The 20,131-nt window shown below is 42.0% G+C and carries 16 protein-coding genes, 1 tRNA gene and 1 pseudogene; 1 reads left to right on the forward strand and 17 read right to left on the reverse strand.

Annotated elements, in window-relative coordinates:
• Positions 1-18: 18 nt before the first annotated feature.
• The 5 genes from htpG to AY606_RS12245 form a co-directional block, all read right to left on the reverse strand.
• Positions 19-1,938: a molecular chaperone HtpG gene (gene htpG, locus AY606_RS12225; protein WP_067868976.1), complete on the reverse strand. Its 1,920-nt coding sequence runs from the start codon at positions 1,936-1,938 to the stop codon at positions 19-21.
• Positions 1,939-2,029: 91 nt separating this feature from the next.
• Positions 2,030-2,374, reverse strand: a complete 345-nt coding sequence (locus AY606_RS12230; RefSeq protein ID WP_067868979.1) for a lysozyme inhibitor LprI family protein — start codon at positions 2,372-2,374, stop codon at positions 2,030-2,032.
• 163 nt (positions 2,375-2,537) lie between these two features.
• Positions 2,538-3,146: an OmpW/AlkL family protein gene (locus AY606_RS12235; protein ID WP_067868982.1), complete on the reverse strand. Its 609-nt coding sequence runs from the start codon at positions 3,144-3,146 to the stop codon at positions 2,538-2,540.
• A gap of 286 nt (positions 3,147-3,432) precedes the next feature.
• Positions 3,433-4,800: a Na+/H+ antiporter family protein gene (locus tag AY606_RS12240; RefSeq protein ID WP_067868985.1), complete on the reverse strand. Its 1,368-nt coding sequence runs from the start codon at positions 4,798-4,800 to the stop codon at positions 3,433-3,435.
• A 123-nt stretch (positions 4,801-4,923) separates the two neighbouring features.
• Positions 4,924-5,799, reverse strand: coding sequence for an alpha/beta fold hydrolase (locus AY606_RS12245; protein WP_067868987.1), 876 nt, complete (start codon positions 5,797-5,799; stop codon positions 4,924-4,926).
• Between the two features lie 117 nt (positions 5,800-5,916).
• On the opposite strand from AY606_RS12245, the pseudogene AY606_RS12250 reads away from it, so the two are divergent.
• A pseudogene (locus tag AY606_RS12250) lies at positions 5,917-6,439 on the forward strand (DUF4442 domain-containing protein).
• A gap of 16 nt (positions 6,440-6,455) precedes the next feature.
• On the opposite strand, the gene AY606_RS12255 reads toward AY606_RS12250, so the two are convergent.
• From AY606_RS12255 to AY606_RS15875, 12 genes are all read right to left on the reverse strand, one after another.
• Entirely contained in the window at positions 6,456-6,812 is a 357-nt protein-coding gene (locus AY606_RS12255; RefSeq protein ID WP_067868989.1) for a DNA transfer protein p32, read from the reverse strand.
• 137 nt (positions 6,813-6,949) lie between these two features.
• Positions 6,950-7,489 (reverse strand): hypothetical protein, encoded by a 540-nt coding sequence (locus AY606_RS12260; protein ID WP_067868992.1) that lies wholly within the window; start codon positions 7,487-7,489, stop codon positions 6,950-6,952.
• A 163-nt stretch (positions 7,490-7,652) separates the two neighbouring features.
• A complete protein-coding gene (gene rpoC / locus AY606_RS12265; protein ID WP_067868995.1) occupies positions 7,653-11,843 on the reverse strand; it encodes a DNA-directed RNA polymerase subunit beta' in 4,191 nt (1,396 codons plus the stop codon).
• Positions 11,844-11,961: 118 nt separating this feature from the next.
• The gene (gene rpoB, locus AY606_RS12270; RefSeq protein ID WP_067868998.1) at positions 11,962-16,050 is read right to left on the reverse strand and encodes a DNA-directed RNA polymerase subunit beta; all 4,089 of its coding nucleotides are present in this window, start codon (positions 16,048-16,050) and stop codon (positions 11,962-11,964) included.
• Positions 16,051-16,354: 304 nt separating this feature from the next.
• A complete protein-coding gene (gene rplL, locus AY606_RS12275) occupies positions 16,355-16,720 on the reverse strand; it encodes a 50S ribosomal protein L7/L12 (RefSeq protein WP_067869002.1) in 366 nt (121 codons plus the stop codon).
• Between the two features lie 42 nt (positions 16,721-16,762).
• The gene (gene rplJ / locus AY606_RS12280) at positions 16,763-17,278 is read right to left on the reverse strand and encodes a 50S ribosomal protein L10 (protein ID WP_067869005.1); all 516 of its coding nucleotides are present in this window, start codon (positions 17,276-17,278) and stop codon (positions 16,763-16,765) included.
• A gap of 307 nt (positions 17,279-17,585) precedes the next feature.
• Positions 17,586-18,281 carry a 50S ribosomal protein L1 gene (rplA, locus tag AY606_RS12285; protein ID WP_067869008.1) on the reverse strand — a complete coding sequence of 232 codons (696 nt, stop codon included), beginning with the start codon at positions 18,279-18,281 and terminating at the stop codon, positions 17,586-17,588.
• A gap of 3 nt (positions 18,282-18,284) precedes the next feature.
• Positions 18,285-18,713, reverse strand: a complete 429-nt coding sequence (rplK, locus tag AY606_RS12290; protein ID WP_004813566.1) for a 50S ribosomal protein L11 — start codon at positions 18,711-18,713, stop codon at positions 18,285-18,287.
• Positions 18,714-18,833: 120 nt separating this feature from the next.
• Positions 18,834-19,367, reverse strand: a complete 534-nt coding sequence (gene nusG, locus AY606_RS12295; RefSeq protein WP_067869011.1) for a transcription termination/antitermination protein NusG — start codon at positions 19,365-19,367, stop codon at positions 18,834-18,836.
• A gap of 7 nt (positions 19,368-19,374) precedes the next feature.
• Complete coding sequence (gene secE, locus AY606_RS12300; protein ID WP_067869014.1) at positions 19,375-19,815, reverse strand: preprotein translocase subunit SecE; 441 nt, start codon at positions 19,813-19,815, stop codon at positions 19,375-19,377.
• 73 nt (positions 19,816-19,888) lie between these two features.
• Positions 19,889-19,964: transfer RNA gene (locus tag AY606_RS12305), tRNA-Trp, on the reverse strand.
• 51 nt (positions 19,965-20,015) lie between these two features.
• On the reverse strand, positions 20,016-20,131 hold a 116-nt coding region (locus tag AY606_RS15875), incomplete at its 5' end, for an EF-Tu C-terminal domain-related protein (RefSeq protein ID WP_081408409.1).

Consider the following 20,131-nt stretch of genomic DNA (forward strand, 5'->3'; position numbering starts at 1 on the left):
TTATTGTCTAAAATAGACTTATTTCAACAACAAACTGTTAATACGTTTTACATATTCCGCAGGATCATCAGGTAATCCACCTTCTGCAATCACGGCCTGATCGAAAATCACATTGGCCAGATCATCAAACTGACTCGAGCCTTCCAGTTTTTTCACCAAAGGATGTTCTGGGTTAATTTCCAGAATCGGTTTACTTTCTGGCACAGCCTGACCTGCCTGTTTCAACATACGAATCAACTGCGGAGAAAGCTCTCCTTCACCTGTCACCAAACATGCAGGAGAATCAACCAAACGTGTGGTTACACGAACCTCTTTGGTTTTGGCTTTGAGTGCATCTGACAATTTTTCAACGATTGGTTTAAACTGTTCAGCGGCAGCTTCAAGTGCTTTCTTCTCTTCAGCATCTTGCAGATCCCCTAAATCCACTGCACCTTTCGCCACGTTTTGCATAGGCGTACCATCGAATTCATTGACGAACTCCATCGCCCATTCATCCACACGATCTGCCATCAATAACACTTCGATGCCTTTTTTCTTGAACAGTTCCAGTTGTGGTGAATTTTTCGCAGCAGTTAAACTATCCGCAGTCACGTAATAAATGGCTTTTTGCCCGTCTTTCATCCGTGCTTTATAGTCAGTCAATGAAGTTGAAATTTCATCATTGGTCGAGGTAGAGAACCGTAATAATTTTAAAATACGTTCACGATTGCCAAAGTCTTCACCCAAACCTTCTTTAATCACTGAACCAAATTCAGCATAGAACTGTTTGAATTTTTCTTGATCTTTTTCATCTTCCGACTTCGCCAGACCATCTAGCATGGTTAAAATACGGCGGGTATTGCCTTCACGAATGGTTTTAACATCACGGCTTTCTTGTAGCAGTTCACGGCTGACATTGAGTGGAAGATCAGCGCTATCGACTACACCTTGCACAAAACGCAAATAATTCGGAATCAGGTTATCTGCTTCATCCATAATAAACACGCGTTTTACATACAGCTTGATGCCCGCTTTCGCTTCACGCGTGAAAATATTGTTCGGCGCTTTGCTTGGCACATACAGTAATTGAGTATATTCGGTGCTGCCTTCCACACGATTATGTGCCCAAGCCAAGGGTGCCTCAAAGTCATGGCTTAAATTCTTGTAAAACTCAATGTATTGCTCATCAGTGATCTCGTTTTTATTTCGAGTCCAAAGTGCACTTGCCGAGTTAATCGCTTCCCATTCATCCGTTTTAACCATCTGACCGGCTTTAGGTTCTTCACCTTCAGCCGCTTCTTCTTGCTGCCAGACTTCTTTTTGCATTTCAATGGGCAAACTAATGTGGTCAGAATATTTATTGATGATTTGCTTAACTTTATAAAACTCTAAATACTCAAGTGCATTATCACGTAAATGTAAAATAATATCTGTTCCACGTGAAGCCTTGGTGATTTGTTCAACTTCAAAATCACCTGTCCCTTGACTGATCCAGCGTACACCATCCGTCGCATCTGCAGCTGCATGACGAGATTCAACGGTAATTTTTTCGGCAACAATAAAGCCTGAATAGAAACCGACACCAAACTGTCCGATCAATTGCGCATCGGCTTTCTGGTCACCGGACAGTCTAGACATAAAGTCTTTGGTGCCAGATTTAGCAATGGTACCTAAATTATCAATCGCTTCTTGTTGGGTTAAACCAATACCGTTGTCTGAAATAGTGATGGTTTGATTGTCTTTATCTAGACTGACACGAACATGCAGTTCAGGATCATTTTCATAATATTCAGGATGATTGATTCCTTCAAAACGCAACTTATCGCAAGCATCTGAAGCATTCGAAATCAGTTCGCGTAAGAAAATATCCGGATTTGAATAAAGTGAATGCGTCACCAAATGTAAAAGTTGGGCTACTTCTGCCTGGAAACTATGTTTTTGTGTACTTTGTTCGCTCATCAGTCACTCCTTAAATTCAAAACACTTTTTATTGAATGTTTAATGAATGGAGTGACTTGAGAAAATTTCAATAGGAAATGATAAATTTTTATTAAAAAGGGCCTTGTTTATAAACACGATCCATATACAGATCCAGTTTTTGTTGGCGCATTTTATATACTTCAGTTAAACAACGGCTTGAGTTAATACATTGATCACGTAATTGTAGCCACTTCACCTGTTCATCCTGAATCATACCCCGTGTACCCATTGGAACCAGACGCTTAATAATATTATAGGTAGTGGCCATTTTCACATCGGCATCATTTACAACCCGAGTGTCACAAATAGCATGTTCTGTTTGTGTTCGCGCATGATCACAATTGAAACTTGCCGCATAAACAGATCCACTGAATAGGCTACAAAAGACCACACTGTATAAATTGAATAATTTCATGATTTTTTTCTCTTTTTAGCTTATTTTCTATAAACAACTTAAACAAAATATGGATGATTAAATAGTATCAAAGTGCTCAATCTATGTGATTGATTGTAAGTTTTTCATTAAAAAACCCCATCTATAAAGATGAGGTTTTGTGGCGCTTATTTTTATTTTAGTCTTAGAATTTGTAGCTATAACCAATGGTGTAAACCCAAGGGTTTACTTCCAATTCGCCAATATTTGTACCATCTAATTCTAAGTCTGTTTCAACCTGAGCATAACGTACATCTGCAAAAACACCCCAGTTTTTAGCATCTGCAGGCTGGAAGTTAAAACCAACTTGCCCAGCAACACCATAAGCTACATCGGCTTCAAGTTTTGAACCTGCAATTGCACCTTTGGTCTCTTCATCCCAAGGAATAACAACTGTTGCACCAACACCGACATAAGGAGTAAAGCGAGTTGAATTTTTAAAGTTATATTTAGCGGTCACTGTGGGTGGTAAATGTTTAAAGCTTGCTACCTCACCTAAACCTTCAATACTTACATCATGTTTGAAAGGAGTCGCCAATAACAATTCTACTGAAATAGGTGAGTTATCAAAGAAATATTCTACTGAAGGGGTAAAACCCAGTTCATTGCTTACGGTCGCCTTACCACCTGCAATAATACCATTATCATCATTTTGTGGTGCCAGAGCAGAAGCACCTACTTTCACTTGCCACTGACCCGCCATTGCAGAAGCAGACATTCCCAATAATGCAATAAGAGCAACTTGTTTTAACATTTTAAATACCCCTTGGAAGAATAATAACAACAAAATAAAACATTAATTAATAATAAACACGAGACAAATTAATATGCAATAGCGATTAATTAATAATAATTTAATTTAATTTTAAGTATTTGATAATATTAAATATTTATTTTAATCAGACAAACTTGGTTGGTTTTAAATACCAACCAAGTTAATCAGGTTTATTATATTAGTTATTCTAAAAGGTCTATTTTAAATATATCTATTAATACCAAAATAAAATAGATTCAAACTAAATAAAAAATATAAGTTTGAATTAAAGAACCATTGCCGCAATCCACCCAAATATCATTAAAGGAATATTAAAATGGATAAAGGTAGGAACCACACTGTCTTTCATATGGTCATGTTGTCCATCCATATTTAAACCGGAGGTAGGCCCTAAAGTTGAATCAGAAGCTGGAGAACCCGCATCGCCCAAAGCTGCGGCAGTGCCAATCAGGGCAATGGTCGCTGCTGGACTAAAGCCAAACTGGATACATAAAGGCACATAGATAATGGCTAAAATCGGCACAGTAGAGAACGATGAGCCAATCCCTAAAGTAATCAGCAAACCCACAAGCAACATTAAAAATGCAGCCAACGCTTTACTGTTACCAATCCACTCAACCGATGCATTGACCAAAGCAGGAACTTGATTGGTGGCCTCAATGACGGATGCAAAACCTTGTGCGGCAATCATAATAAAACCGACCAGTGCCATCATTCGCATACCGGTAATAATCACATCGTCTGCTTCTTTCCACTTGAAAATACCTGCGCAGCTTAAAATCGCCACACCCACCAGACCGGCAAGAATCATCGAATCCGAATAAAGCTGTACACTTAGGGTCGCAATGACGGCAAAAGCGGCCATAACCAAAGTAAATTTTGCTATTTGTGGCTTAGCATTCTCATCGGTAACGACATCACCGGAAATACTATGATGACTTGGTTCAAGCTTAATTTCTTTATAAATTCTTGGTTTGCGATAAGTATAAAACAGCGCAACCAATAGCCCCACAAACATGCCAAAAACAGGAATTGCCATTGCATATGGAATTTGATCGTAACTAATTTCAAAACCGTATGGCTTACCAAAAGTATTGATATTTTGGCCTAATATATCATTTAAGAAAATCGCACCAAATCCGACCGGCACCAACATATAAGTGGCACATAAACCAAAAGTTAATAAACAGGCCACAGCGCGGCGGTCTAAGTTTAAATGGTTAAAGACACCTAACAGAGGCGGAATCAAAACCGGAATAAAAGCAATATGAACAGGAATCAGGTTTTGCGAAGACACCGCTGCTGCAACAATCATAAAGAAAATTAAAAATTTAACCTTATTTTGCGATTGAACATTGGCATCTCCTTTTACGATGGAGATCAGTTTGTAAGCCAGTAAATCAGGCAAACCCGAGCGTGCTAAAGCAAGCGCAAATGCACCCAAAATACCATAGGCCAAGGCAATTTTAGCCCCGCCACCTAGGCCATTATTAAATGCATCTAAAGTTCCTTGCAGACCTAAGCCAGCCAACAAACCACCGGCAACAGCACCGATCACCAATGCAAAGACCACAGGCACACGAGCTAATGAGAGTCCGAACATGACTCCGATAGCGGCAATAATTGCGAACATAATCACTTGAGGGGGAAGATGAAAAGTCGATATTTTAGCAGATCCAACTCCTTGAATCTGCAAATTGATTGCTTTTAGCCGTGATCTAAATTTTCATTTATATTCATATAGTTAAATAAAAAACTATTTTCCAGACTGGTTTAATGCAAAGCTACGAATCGTGTCGGCGACCAATTCAGGTTGGCTTAATATTGCCCAGTGATTGGCATCCATATCTACACGCTGAAAATTTTCAGCCCATTTTGGCATTTCATCAATCAGTTCAGGACTGACAAAATTGTCACGTTTCAGCACAATCGCCTGGACGGGACAAACGGCAAAACGCTGACGTGGCCGAGTTAAGCGTGGCAAAAAATTAGCGCGATATAATCCGATTCCATGTTTGCCATCTGATGCAATATGAAAATTTAAAGGCAAGTTTTTCTGCTGCTCCAACTTTTCCAGCACTTTGCCCCATTTTTCAGGACTGAAAAAATTCCATACTGTGGGTGCCAGCAATGGCAGCTGAAATACTGCAATATACCAAGACTTGCTGAGCTGCTTAAAGAACTTGCTCTTGTGCTGTTTAAACTGATTACGCATCCAAAATGCAGCATGGTCTAAACACGGCCCTGAAATCGTACTATAAGATAGAATTCGGGCAGTAAATTTGGCTTCGGTGACCGACTCCCAAGACTGGATAGAACCCCAATCATGCGCTGCCAAATGGAAAGGCCGATCTTTTAATACAGCATTGACTACATTTTCTAAATCTAAAGATAACTGTTCCAAGCGATAGTCACGAATACGCCTTGGAATAGAAGACTGCCCTGCTCCGCGTACATCATAAGTGACAATATAAAAATCTTGGATAAGCTCCTGAATAACTGGTTCCCATACTTCTTGATTATCCGGATAACCATGTACCAATACTAAAGCCGGCTTTTCATCACTTCCCCATATTTTTACATAGAGACGCTGTTGATCTTGGGTGGCTACCCATTGGGTCTTTGCTTGCATAATGCTTTCTCATTTTTTTATTCACTATTTATCTTGATCATTGGGCAACCTGATCAATGCCCCAATTTTAATTCTGCTTTAGTATGCTCTGGCTCACCATAAAAACAATTGACCCAGATGAGCCTTTTAAACAAACTACAGACAATACTGGCGATCGCTAAATTCATGCTCAATCGTTACCCACCTTATCGTGGTGCAGGTATTGCGATTGAAAAAATGGATCTGGCTAATGATTACATTCGCGTGAAAATGCCTTTAACGCGTAAAAATTAAAATGTGGGGGAGTGTATTTTGCCGGAAGCTTGTATTCCATGATCAATCCGTTTTATGCTTTTTACTGATGCATCCTCTCGGATCAAGATATATTATCGGGGATAAATCGGTGAAAATTCATTTTCTCTGACCAGGACATAACACCGTTTATGCTGATATTCGCTTAGATAGCACTGAAATAGGCATTATTAAAGAACTTACTGATAATTATGCTCCCGTACATCGCAAATACACTGTCCATATTTTTGGCGGTGTGGGTAGTCGTATTGCAAAAATTGAAAAAACTGTCTATAGGCGCAGGAAAAAATCCAAAACCAACCATTCAATAATAAAAAAAGCGCTTGTTGATCAAGCACTTTTACTTTAATGATTAAGACGTTGAATTAACGTTTCTGTTCGATGGCAGCTCCAGCACCACCACCAATCGCACCACCAATTGCTGCACCACCATTGCCACCGAAGACACTTTTACCTACGGCAGAACCAATAGCACCACCTACACCACTATAAGTCGCATTTCGGTTTGAACCACCTTGGGTTTTACTTCCGACCGCTGCACCAGCACCGCCACCTACAGCCGCGCCTACACCACCACCGACCTTATTACCTACACCGCCACCCACTGCCCCACCTAGGGCTGCTGCACCGATTCGCTGCTCATTGGCAGACATACTTTCACAACCTGCCAACATAAAAGTGGATAGAGTGGCTACTGCCATTAAGCTCATTAACTTTTTCATGGATTTTTCCCCTTTTTTCATTCTTTTCAGCTTATGCTTCTTTTGTGAAAAAAATAAATTAAAAATGTAAAGCATTAATACTGAAATGATGCATTTTGTAAAAAATCATGAAACATTTCACTATGTTTAACTGAAGTTTATTCATCTTCACTCAACAGCACTATATCACGTGTGGTCGTACCATTTTCAGTTAAAACGGCATGTGATGTTTTGGTGTTACTGCCCAGATTGTTTTTCTGATCCAGCTTTAAGGTTCGATGAATAGGCTCTTGCCCTTGTTTGAACTCAACACCTTCAGCATCAATTTTTTTGGTTTGAGAGAGTATCTTCCCGTCTTGCTTTATTGTGGTATCCAATTCAATTTTTGAAGTCGGTACAATGACACCGCCTTTTTGAATCACAGGAATAGCAAGCTGCTTTTCTGAAAATTGTGCTTGGTTATCTTCTAAATGGATTTCACGCGCAACAATATCTTTCCCCATATTAGCGACTTCAAAAATTGTGGCATCCACGCTACGCTTAGGCTCTTGTCCTGCAACTCGACGAATGACCTCGGTCTTTAAGATTGGAACAACGGCTTTATCTTCCAGCATAATAGTATTTGGCATAGGTGCAGCAATAACAGCAGTAGAAATAGCTATAAGTGAAAGTGCTAAAAAATGCTGTGTCGGTTTCATAAGTTTGTCCTAGTTGTTTTAAGTTTATAAATTAATAAAGATTTTCAATTGTTCTGTTTTTTAATATAGGAAATTATAAGACTTGGGGAAAGCTTTAATTTTCACTTATTTAAAATAAAAAAAGACGCCCGAAGGCGCCTTTTTCAATCATATAACTTAAGAATTAAAATTCTTGGTTAAATGCTTGGCTTAATGCTTGATCAACATCAGAGAAGTCATTTACAAGCTCATGCTCGGCAGCTTCAGCTTCTTGACGACGACGTTCTAAGTGGTATGCAAGACCTGTACCTGCAGGAATCAAACGACCCACAACTACGTTCTCTTTCAGACCGCGTAAATCATCTTCTTTACCTGTTACAGCAGCTTCAGTTAACACACGAGTTGTTTCCTGGAACGATGCAGCAGAGATAAACGAGTCAGTAGAAAGCGAGGCTTTGGTAATACCCATCAATTGACGTTCATACTTCGCAGGGAACTTGTTCTGAGCAAGTACAGCTTGGTTTTCAGCAACCATGCGGATGTAATCCACTTGTTCGCCTTTAATGAAGCTCGTATCACCACCATCAGTGATTTCAACTTTACGCAACATTTGACGCACAATAACTTCAATGTGCTTGTCGTTGATTTTTACACCTTGCAGACGATAAACGTCCTGAACTTCGTTCACGATGTAGTTAGTCAACGCCACTTCACCTTTCAGACGTAAAATGTCATGCGGGTTTTGGGGACCGTCAGAAACTGTTTCACCACGGTTTACATGTTCGCCTTCGTACACGTTAATGGTACGCCATTTTGGAATCAACTCTTCATAAATTTCAGAGCCGTCATCAGGCGCAATCACTAAACGGTTTTTACCTTTGGTCTCTTTACCGAAGCTTACAACACCTGAAATTTCAGCCAGGATTGCATGTTCTTTCGGTTTACGTGCTTCGAACAAGTCAGCTACACGCGGCAGACCACCGGTAATATCACGAGTACGTGAAGTTTCTTGTGGTACACGACCAATAACGTCACCCACACCGATTGTTTCGCCATCACGGACAGAAAGAATCGTATTTTGTGGCAAGAAGTAGAACTGTTCGCCACCCTCTACGGTGTCAAGAACAACAGCAGGACGTAAATCTTTACCTGACGCAGGACGTGAAGTCACTGGCAAGATTTCGATTGTGGTCATACCTGTTGCATCATCAGTTTTCGATGTCACAGTTACGCCATCAGCGATCTGGCTGAAACGTACTTTACCTGCAACTTCGGTAACCAGTGGATGCGTATGCGGATCCCAAGTTGCAACAATACCGCCCGCTGCTACATCTTCGCCATCTTTTAGAATGATCGAAGCACCGTATGGAATTTTGTAACGTTCGCGTTCACGACCCAAGTCATCCGCAATACCGATTTCACCTGAACGGGAAGTCGATACCAAGTGACCTTTGGCATGTTGTACAGTTTTCACGTTGTGGAAACGTACAGTACCTTTATTACGTACTTGAATACTATTTGCAGCAGAAGTTCGACTTGCAGCACCACCTACGTGGAATGTACGCATGGTTAACTGGGTACCCGGTTCACCAATTGATTGTGCAGCCATAACACCTACAGACTCACCAGGATTTACCTGATGACCACGTGCAAGGTCACGACCATAACATTTCGCACATACACCGAACGTAGATTCACAAGAAACCACGGAACGTACTTTAACTTCGTCGACACCAGCTTCTTCAATGAAGGCAGCAAGTTTTTCGTCAATCAGCGTATTACGCGGAAGAATGACGTCATCAGAACCAGCACGTTTCACATCTTCAGCAACAACACGACCCAATACTCGAGCACCAAGGTTCTCGATGACATCGCCACCTTGAATGAATGGCGTCATGACAAGACCGCTTAAAGTACCGCAATCAGGTTCAGTAATCACCAAATCCTGCGCTACGTCTACTAGACGACGAGTCAAGTAACCAGAGTTTGCTGTTTTAAGTGCTGTATCGGCCAAACCTTTACGCGCACCGTGTGTTGAAATGAAGTACTGAAGTACTGTCAAACCTTCACGGAAGTTTGCTTTAATCGGGGTTTCAATGATCGAACCATCCGGTTTCGCCATCAAACCACGCATACCTGCAAGCTGACGAATCTGAGCTGCCGAACCACGGGCACCAGAGTCAGACATCATGTAGATACTGTTGAATGATTTTTGCTTCTCGTCTTCACCCTGTTTGTTTTTAACAGTGGTGAAAGACAAGTTGTCCATCATCGCTTTCGCTACTTGGTCGTTAGTACGCGCCCAAATATCGACCACTTTGTTATAACGTTCGCCGGCAGTTACGAAACCTTGTTCGAACTGTTGTTCGATTTCACGAACTTCAGCATCCGCTTTACCAATAATGGCTTGTTTTTGCGGTGGAATAAGCATGTCTTCCATACCGACAGATACACCTGAACGCGTCGCTTGACGGAAGCCCAAGTACATCAATTGGTCAGCAAAGATTACTGTATCTTTTAGACCCAATTTACGGTAGCAAGAGTTAATTAACTTCGAGATGTTTTTCTTGGTCATCTCAACGTTAATTTGCTGGAAATCCATACCTTCAGGCACAACTTCCCACAGTAAGCAACGGCCAGGAGTGGTATCAACAATAATGGTTTGCTGTTCGCGGTTACCATCTTCATCAATGACAGTCTGGTGTACACGTGCTTTTACGCGAGCGTGCAAGTTCACTTGACCGGTAGCCAATGCGCGGTTTACTTCGTCAGTATCCGCAAACACCATGCCTTCACCCTTGGCATTGATTGCATCACGCGTGATGTAATACAAGCCCAACACAACGTCCTGAGACGGTACGATGATTGGTTCACCGTTCGCTGGAGACAAAATGTTGTTGGTTGACATCATTAAGGCACGCGCTTCTAACTGAGCTTCGATTGTTAATGGAACGTGTACCGCCATTTGGTCACCGTCGAAGTCGGCGTTGAACGCAGCACATACGAGTGGGTGAAGACGGATTGCTTTACCTTCAATCAGGGTCGGTTCAAATGCTTGAAGACCCAAACGGTGAAGGGTTGGCGCACGGTTCAACATGACTGGATGTTGACGAATCACATGAGCAAGAACGTCCCAAACTTCAGGTGTTTCGCGTTCAACCATTTTCTTCGCAGCTTTAATGGTTGTCGCTTGACCAGACGCTTGTAGTTTCGCAAAAATAAATGGTTTGAATAATTCAAGTGCCATTTTCTTCGGAAGACCACATTGGTGCAAACGTAAAGTCGGACCTACGGTAATAACCGAACGACCTGAATAGTCGACACGTTTACCCAATAAGTTTTGACGGAAACGACCTTGTTTACCTTTGATCATGTCTGCCAAAGATTTAAGCGGACGTTTGTTTGAACCAGTGATTGCGCGACCACGACGACCGTTATCAAGCAATGCATCTACAGACTCTTGCAACATACGTTTTTCGTTACGTACGATGATGTCTGGCGCTGAAAGGTCAAGCAGACGTTTCAAACGGTTGTTACGGTTGATCACACGACGGTAAAGGTCATTCAAGTCAGAAGTCGCGAAACGACCGCCTTCAAGAGGAACTAAAGGACGAAGATCTGGTGGAAGGACTGGAAGTACAGTCAACACCATCCATTCTGGCTTGTTGTTCGAATCGTTGAATGCTTCCATCAACTTCAAACGCTTAGACGCTTTCTTAAGCTTGGTTTCTGAAGTTGTTTGTGGAATTTCTTCACGAAGACGCGCAATTTCAGCTTCAAGATCGATGTCTTTCAACAAATCCTGAATCGCTTCTGCACCCATTTTCGCGCTGAATTCATCACCGTGTTCTTCTAACGCTGTGAAGTATTCTTCATCGTTAAGAAGTTGGTATTTCTCCATTGGAGTCATACCTGGATCTGTTACAACATATGATTCGAAATACAATACACGTTCGATATCACGTAAAGTCATGTCTAAAAGAAGACCGATACGGGATGGTAATGATTTCAAGAACCAGATGTGCGCAACCGGTGACGCAAGGTCAATATGACCCATACGTTCACGACGTACTTTCGCAGTTGTTACTTCAACGCCACATTTTTCACAAATGACGCCTTTGTATTTCATACGCTTGTATTTACCACACAAGCATTCGTAATCTTTGACTGGACCAAAAATTTTGGCACAGAATAAACCATCACGTTCTGGTTTGAACGTACGATAGTTAATTGTCTCAGGTTTTTTAACTTCACCGTGAGACCATGACTTAATCATTTCTGGTGACGCAAGACCAATGCGGATGCGATCAAACTCTACTGGAGCATGACCGTCTGAATCCGTCTTTTTGCGCATGATATCGAGCAAGTCTTTCAATTTTTTTCTCCGTGTGTCGAGGAGTTTTTCTCCTCCCCGACTGGGTCACAAATATTGTTTTTTACCTGAAAAATTCCTTAACCTCCCCCTGTACTACAGAGGGATGCAAGGGGGATTATTAGTCACCATTTTTCAGTTCAATGTTGATACCTAAAGAACGGATCTCCTTGGTCAATACGTTGAACGATTCAGGCATACCCGGATCCATATGATGGTTACCATCGACAATGTTCTTGTAGATGCGAGTACGGCCTTCAACGTCATCCGACTTAACAGTAAGCATTTCTTGAAGCGTATAAGCTGCACCATATGCTTCAAGCGCCCAGACTTCCATCTCACCGAAACGCTGACCACCGAATTGAGCTTTACCGCCCAATGGTTGTTGAGTCACAAGTGAGTAAGAACCTGTAGAACGCGCATGCATCTTGTCATCAACCAAGTGATTCAGTTTCAACATGTACATGTAACCTACAGTTACTGGACGGTCAAAACGTTCACCGGTACGTCCGTCAAACAATACGGTTTGACCAGAACGTGGAATGTCTGCAAGTTCAAGCAACTCTTTGATTTGGCCTTCATCAGCACCATCAAATACAGGAGTTGCTAAAGGAATACCTTTACGCAAGTTTTTAGAAAGCGCCAGGATTTCATCATCAGTCAGGCTATCAAGATCTTCTTGCTCGCCACCGACTTTATTATAAATCTTGTCTAAGAAGATACGCAGTTCAGCAACGGTACGCTGTTCCTGCAGCATCTTGTCGATTTTATCGCCAAGACCTTTTGCAGCCATACCCAAGTGAGTTTCGAGAATCTGACCCACGTTCATACGTGAAGGTACACCCAGTGGGTTCAACACGATATCAACAGGTACACCGTTGGCATCATGCGGCATGTCTTCTACTGGCAAGATGTTAGAGACAACACCCTTGTTACCATGACGACCCGCCATTTTATCACCCGGTTGGATGCGACGTTTTACAGCCAAATAAACTTTAACAACTTTCAAGACGCCAGTTGTTAGTTCATCACCTGTAGAAAGTTTGCGTTTTTTCTCTGCAAATTTCTCGTCAATCTCAATGCCTTTCTCTTTCAAGAACACTTGAATTTGAGTTAAGCGTTCAGCAATGCCTTCATCAACAGGTTGAATTTCAAGTAGATCAACCAGCTCTAAACCAGATAACAAATCTTCAGTCAGTTTGTCACCACGTTTAGTTGTACCGCCACCATTCGATTCTTGACCTTTCAACAAACGAATAATACGTTCACGTGCTGCTTCTTCGAAGATTTTAAACTCTTCTTTCAAGTCTTTACGGTAAGCATCCAATTGCGCTTTTTCAATTGCTTGAGCACGTTCGTCTTTTTCAAGACCGTCACGTGTAAACACTTGAACGTCAATCACTGTCCCTTTAACGCCTGAAGCCACACGTAAAGATGAATCTTTAACGTCAGCCGCTTTTTCACCGAAGATTGCACGTAGCAATTTTTCTTCCGGCGTTAACTGGGTTTCGCCTTTTGGTGTGACTTTACCTACAAGAATATCACCAGCTGTTACTTCAGCACCGATATAAACGATACCTGATTCATCCAGCTTAGACAGTGCAGCTTCACCCACGTTAGGAATATCGGCAGTAATTTCTTCTGCACCTAACTTGGTATCACGCGCAACACATGACAATTCTTGAATATGAATCGAAGTTAAACGGTCTTCTTGAAGAACACGTTCAGATAGCAAAATCGAGTCTTCGTAGTTGTAACCGTTCCAGGTCATGAATGCTACGCGCATGTTTTGACCAAGCGCCAATTCACCACCGTCAGTCGATGGACCATCAGCCAATACGTCGTCACGACCCACTTTATCACCAATGTTCACGAGAACTTTTTGGTTAATACAAGTGTTTTGATTCGAACGGGTATATTTGATCAGGTTGTAGATATCTACACCTGCTTCACCGGCGATCATTTCTTCTTCGTTTACACGAATAACCACACGCGACGCATCAACAAACTCGATACGACCGCCACGTTTTGCAAGAACACATACACCCGAGTCATGCGCTACGTTGGCTTCCATACCGGTACCGACAAGTGGTTTGTCAGCAATCAGCGTAGGCACAGCCTGACGTTGCATGTTTGAACCCATCAACGCACGGTTGGCGTCATCGTGTTCAAGGAATGGAATAAGTGATGCCGCAACCGATACAATCTGCTGAGCAGAAACATCCATATGCGTCACTTTTTCAGGCGGCATACGTACGAAGTCACCTTGATGACGTACTGATACAAATTCTTCTGTTAATTTACCGTTTTTATCCAAACTAGCATCGGCCTGTGCAATGACAGTACCCACTTCTTCAATCGCAGATAAATACTCGATATCCATAGTGACGCTGCCGTCAATCACTTTACGATACGGTGTTTCCAAGAAACCGAAGTTATTACATTTTGCATAAACAGACAGTGAGTTGATCAAACCAATGTTTGGTCCCTCAGGAGTCTCAATTGGACACACACGACCGTAGTGAGTTTGATGTACGTCACGTACTTCAAAGCCTGCACGTTCACGAGTCAAACCGCCGGGTCCAAGCGCCGATACACGACGTTTGTGTGTAATTTCAGACAATGGATTATTTTGATCCATAAACTGAGACAACTGGCTTGAACCAAAGAATTCTTTGATTGCAGCAGCAACCGGTTTCGCATTGATTAAATCTTGCGGAGACAGGTTGTCAGTTTCAGCCTGAGATAGACGCTCTTTAACAGCACGTTCTACACGAACCAGACCCACACGGAATTGGTTTTCTGTCATTTCACCGACTGAACGTACGCGACGGTTACCCAAGTGATCGATATCGTCGACTTCACCCTTACCGTTACGAATTTCAACCAGTGTTTTTAGAACATCGGTAATATCTGAATTTGAAAGAATGCCTTCAACTTCACGAGACTTCTGATCAGTACCCACTTCGTAAGGACGACCCAAACGACGGTTGAACTTCATACGACCGACAGGAGACAAGTCATAACGTTCAGAAGAGAAGAACAAGTTGTTGAATAAGTTTTCAGCAGCTTCTTTTGTTGGTGGCTCACCTGGACGCATTACTTTGTAGATTTCTACAAGTGCTTCTTCACGACCTGAAGTCGTATCTGCACGCAAAGAGTCCGCAACGAAAGAACCACGGTCAATGTCATTGGTGAACAGAATATTGAACTGCTTCACGCCGCCTTCAGCAATCTTCACCATAATTTCATGGCTCAATACTGTGTTTGCAGCAATCACATCGCCATCTTTTAATGGGATGTCTTCAGCAGTAATACGTTCGTACAAGTACTCATCAGGAACAGAAAGCTTGGTTAAACCAGATGCTTCCATTTGACGTACATGACGTGCATTAATACGTTTACCTTGTTCAACAATCGCTTTGCCGTCAGCATCAAGAATGTCGAATTGAGCCATTTCACCGCGCAGGCGTTCAGGCACAAGGTCAATTTGGTAGCTACCCATGTCAAGATAGACAGGGACTTTTTCATAGAACATGTCTAGGACTTGTTCGTTGCTATAACCTAATGCACGAAGTACCACAGTCGCGAGTAATTTACGACGACGGTCAATACGTACAAAGACTAAATCTTTTGCATCGAATTCAAAGTCTAACCATGAACCACGGTAAGGAATGATACGTGCTGAATAAAGAACTTTACCGCTAGAGTGAGTTTTGCCTTTATCGTGGTCAAAGAATACACCTGGTGAACGATGTAATTGAGACACAATTACACGCTCAGTACCATTGATAACAAAGGTACCGTTTTCGGTCATGAGCGGCATTTCGCCCATGTACACTTCTTGTTCACGTACGTCTTTAATTGATTTGGTTTCGCGATCTTTAATGATCAAACGAATTTTTACACGCATTGGCGCTGCATAAGTCGAACCACGTAAAATACATTCACGCACATCAAACTCAGGCTTACCAAGACTATACTCAACAAATTCTAAAGCAGCATTGCCAGAATAACTTTCAATAGGAAAAACTGAACGAAATGCGGCTTGGAGACCGATATCTTCGCGGTTTTTTGGAGTTTTGCCATCTTGTAGGAATGTTCTGTACGAGTCGACCTGAATCGAAAGCAAGTACGGAGCATCCATGACGCTAGGCAATTTACCAAAATTCTTACGGATCCGTTTCTTTTCGGTATATGAGTATGCCATCTGGAGTCCTCGGAAAGTAAACTAAGCCCGCCTGCAGAACGAGCCTAGAAGGAATTACACAGGCCGATATGGCCACCACTTTTTACAAATGCTGCAATTTTTAGTGGTATTAAAACGCTTAGCAATATTTTCAAATATGATAAATATTGGTAAACATTTGATTTTATTGATTTATTATAATAATTGACGGTTTTTACATCAATCAAACAAAAATCGAGCCGATAATTGTAACGCAAAAAGGCTGATGACCCAAGAGCCATCAGCCAAATTTCGGGATCAATTTAAAAATTGACCCCTGGTACCATTACTTAACAGTAATTGTAGCACCAGTAGTTTCAAGCTTAGTTTTAAGTTCAGCAGCTTCTTCTTTAGAAACGCCTTCTTTAAGAATAGCTGGAGCGCTTTCAACCATGTCTTTAGCTTCTTTCAAGCCAAGACCAGTAACTTCACGAACTGCTTTAATTACAGCAACTTTGTTCGCGCCGAAAGAAGTCAATTCAACATTGAATTCTGATTGCTCTTCAGCAGCAGCAGCAGCAGGACCTGCAGCTACAGCAACTGCAGCAGCAGATACGTTGAATTTTTCTTCGAAAGCAGAAATAAGTTCTACAAGTTCAAGAACAGTTTTTTCAGCAACTGCGTTTAGGATTTCTTCGTTTGTTAAAGCCATGAGAGTAACTCCAAATGGGTATTGAATGGTGTGTGAGTAGATTTAAGCTTCTGTTGCTTCTGGAGCTTCGTTTTTCTCTTGAAGCGCTGTAAGTAAGCGACCCAATTTCGAAATAGGAGCCTGAAGAACAGAGGCAAGCATAGTAAGCGCTTTTTCTTGGTTCGGAAGATTCGCGATAACGCTAATTTCTTCGCCTTGATAAAGTTTGCCATCAAATGCAGCAGCTTTAAGTTCAAATGCTTTGTTAGTTTTCGCAAATTCTTCGAACAAACGAGCAGCAGCGCCCATGTCATCTTCAGAAGTAGAGAAAGCCAAGATTGTTGGGCCAACAAGGTTGTCGTTCAAGATATTGAAAGCAGTATCTTGAAGAGCGCGTTTAGCTAAAGTATTACGTACAACACGTGTAGCAACACCCAGTTTACGAGCTTCAACACGTAGAGCAGTTAATTGCTCAACAGTTAAACCTTGGTAGTCAGCAACAACAGCAGCAAATGCAGTAGAAGCAATTTCAGTTACTTCAGCTACGATCTGTTTTTTGCCTTCGATAAGAAGAGCCATTGTAAAACCTCCTAACGGTGATTTATGTGCTTACGCGAAGCACACTCCCAATTCGTAAATTCATTGCTGAACTTACACGCGGAGGATGAACAAATCACACCACCGCGTCTACTCGGACTGGACTTTTAAGAAGTGATTTCCGAAGAGATCCCCTCGCCCGAGGTCTTTGACGCTGATAAACAAATATTTATCAATTCAAAGTTTGCCTAAGATCGCAAGTGAACCAAAACCGGTTTATCTTGCGTAAAATTCAAAGCAGTGCTTTGAATTTTACTCAGGGCTTTAAAATTCTGTAATAAGTCGGAACTTATTTAGAAACGCTTGCTACATCAACAACAAGACCAGGACCCATAGTTGAGCTCAAAGTGATCTTTTGGATATAGATACCTTTAGAAGTAGCAGGCTTTGCTTTCTTAAGGTCAGCTACAAGAGCTTCAAGGTTTTGACGGATCGCAGCAGCATCAAAGCCAACTTGACCAATCGCGGCGTGGATAATACCGCCTTTGTCTACACGGTAACGTGCTTGACCAGCTTTAGCGTTTTTAACAGCGTTAGCTACGTCAGGAGTTACAGTACCCACTTTAGGGTTAGGCATTAAGCCACGTGGACCAAGGATCGTACCCAACTTACCCACTACGCGCATTGCATCTGGAGCAGCAATTACTACGTCGAAGTCTAAGTTACCAGCTTGAATGCTTTCAGCAAGGTCTTCAAAACCAACGATGTCCGCGCCTTCAGCTTTAGCAGCTTCAGCAGCAGCGCCTTGAGCAAACACAGCAACACGTACAGTTTTACCAGTACCTGCAGGAAGTGTAGTCGCGCCACGAACAACTTGATCAGATTTACGAGGGTCAACACCAAGATTTACTGATACATCCAAAGATTCTTTGAATTTAACAGCTGGAATAGTGTTAAGAATTTGTACCGCTTCTTCCAAAGTGTAAACTTTGTTCGCTTCAACAGCAGTAGCGATGGCTTTTTGACGTTTAGTTAATTTAGCCATGTCTTATAACTCCACTTCCAAGCCCATAGAACGCGCAGAACCAGCAATGGTACGTACACGTGCGTCTAAATCAGCACCAGTTAAATCTGGTTCTTTAGTAGTCGCAATTTCTTCTAATTGAGCGCGAGTCAACTTACCAACTTTAGTTTTGTTAGGTACAGCTGAACCCTTTTGAATACCAGCAGCTTTCTTAAGAAGAATCGCAGCAGGCGGAGTTTTCATAATGAATGTGAACGACTTGTCGTTGTACACAGTAATCACTACAGGAATTGGCAGACCAGCTTCAAGTTTTTGTGTAGCAGCATTGAATTCTTTACAGAATGCCATGATGTTAACACCACGTTGACCTAGTGCAGGACCAATCGGTGGAGATGGATTCGCTTTACCAGCTGGAACTTGCAGCTTGATATAGCCGTCAATCTTCTTAGCCATTTCAAATTACCTCTGGGTACAAACGCCGATGAAGGCTCCCCAATGATTCTAAGTAACGATAACCGTTACAATAACAATGCCCGATCCATAACAAACCGGGCGTTTTCCAACCAACTTAAATTAGTTCGCTTTTTCGACTTGGCGAAATTCGAGCTCAACTTGAGTTGGTCGATTAAATACATTAATCGTCAACGTTAAACGTGACTTCTCGTACTGAACTTCTTCCACCACGCCTTTAAAGTCGGTGAATGGACCGTCAGTCACAAGTAATTCTTCGCCTGGTTCAAACATCGTCTTAGGACGAGGTGCTTCACCAGTATTGCGTACACGTGCAAGAATCGCATCAGCTTCTTTTTGCGTAATGGGTGCAGGTTTTTCTGCAGTACCACCGATGAAACCGAGTACTTTTGGACATTCTTTAACAATGTGCCAGGTATCATCGTTCATTTCCATTTCAACTAATACATAGCCAGGAAAGAATTTACGCTCTGATTTACGCTTCTTACCATCCTTCATTTCTACGACTTCTTCAGTCGGAACGAGGACTTCACCAAAGCTATCGGCTACAGCGCTACGCTGGATTCGATCGTTAAGCGAGCGTAACACCTGTTTTTCATAGCCTGAATAGGCATGAATAATGTACCAACGTTTCATAGCTCTCTTACCCGATAATAAACTTCATTAACCAGCCTAAAATGTAATCAAAACACCATAAAACAATGGAAGCGATTACAACAACAGCAAGAACATGCCAAGATGTGGTCACTGTTTCTTGCTTGCTCGGCCAAGTCACGCGACGTAACTCTATTCGTGCATCTTTCAATAAACGAACGAAGCCTTTGCCTTGATGGGTGGCGTATAATAAACCTAAAGCCACTACGACACAAGCCAAAATCACACCAACGCGCACACCGACATTATTCGCAGGTGCCCAATACGCCGGCAAATACTGACCTACCATGGCCGCACCGACCAATAAAATCAATGCGACAACCCATAGAACTATATCTAAAGGAGACCCAGAATTAACAACTTCAGCAGGATTATTTCTTTGTGGAATTGGCGCTTCGCTTAATGCGTCACGCGATTTATCATTCGACATTTTTGTACTCGTCGTAGGCTTCGCGACTTATTATATGACAATTTAACCAGCATCAAGTTTTTTTTTAAAAAAATGGCAGGCCAGGAGGGACTCGAACCCCCAACATTCGGTTTTGGAGACCGACGCTCTACCAATTGAACTACTGACCTAGCATACAAATCGGGGACTCTAGCCCCGACCTGTAATTTCAACTTTTTATATTATAGAGTTACTTTAGCAACTACACCAGCACCAACTGTACGACCACCTTCACGGATCGCAAAACGTAGACCTGGGTCCATTGCGATTGGGTGAATGAGTTCTACTGACATTTCAA

The organism is Acinetobacter sp. SFB (assembly GCF_001647545.1).
Classification (GTDB): Bacteria; Pseudomonadota; Gammaproteobacteria; order Pseudomonadales; family Moraxellaceae; genus Acinetobacter.

Coding starts and splice junctions, on each gene's coding strand:
- AY606_RS12245 (WP_067868987.1), bottom strand. CDS start 5,799: ATGCAAGCAAAGACCCAATGGGTAGCCACCCAAGATCAACAGCGTCTC.
- AY606_RS12260 (WP_067868992.1), bottom strand. CDS start 7,489: ATGAAACCGACACAGCATTTTTTAGCACTTTCACTTATAGCTATTTCT.
- AY606_RS12230 (WP_067868979.1), bottom strand. CDS start 2,374: ATGAAATTATTCAATTTATACAGTGTGGTCTTTTGTAGCCTATTCAGT.
- nusG (WP_067869011.1), bottom strand. CDS start 19,367: ATGAAACGTTGGTACATTATTCATGCCTATTCAGGCTATGAAAAACAG.
- rplA (WP_067869008.1), bottom strand. CDS start 18,281: ATGGCTAAATTAACTAAACGTCAAAAAGCCATCGCTACTGCTGTTGAA.
- rplL (WP_067869002.1), bottom strand. CDS start 16,720: ATGGCTTTAACAAACGAAGAAATCCTAAACGCAGTTGCTGAAAAAACT.
- secE (WP_067869014.1), bottom strand. CDS start 19,815: ATGTCGAATGATAAATCGCGTGACGCATTAAGCGAAGCGCCAATTCCA.
- rplJ (WP_067869005.1), bottom strand. CDS start 17,278: ATGGCTCTTCTTATCGAAGGCAAAAAACAGATCGTAGCTGAAGTAACT.
- rpoB (WP_067868998.1), bottom strand. CDS start 16,050: ATGGCATACTCATATACCGAAAAGAAACGGATCCGTAAGAATTTTGGT.
- rplK (WP_004813566.1), bottom strand. CDS start 18,713: ATGGCTAAGAAGATTGACGGCTATATCAAGCTGCAAGTTCCAGCTGGT.
- AY606_RS12240 (WP_067868985.1), bottom strand. CDS start 4,800: ATGTTCGCAATTATTGCCGCTATCGGAGTCATGTTCGGACTCTCATTA.
- AY606_RS12235 (WP_067868982.1), bottom strand. CDS start 3,146: ATGTTAAAACAAGTTGCTCTTATTGCATTATTGGGAATGTCTGCTTCT.
- htpG (WP_067868976.1), bottom strand. CDS start 1,938: ATGAGCGAACAAAGTACACAAAAACATAGTTTCCAGGCAGAAGTAGCC.
- AY606_RS12255 (WP_067868989.1), bottom strand. CDS start 6,812: ATGAAAAAGTTAATGAGCTTAATGGCAGTAGCCACTCTATCCACTTTT.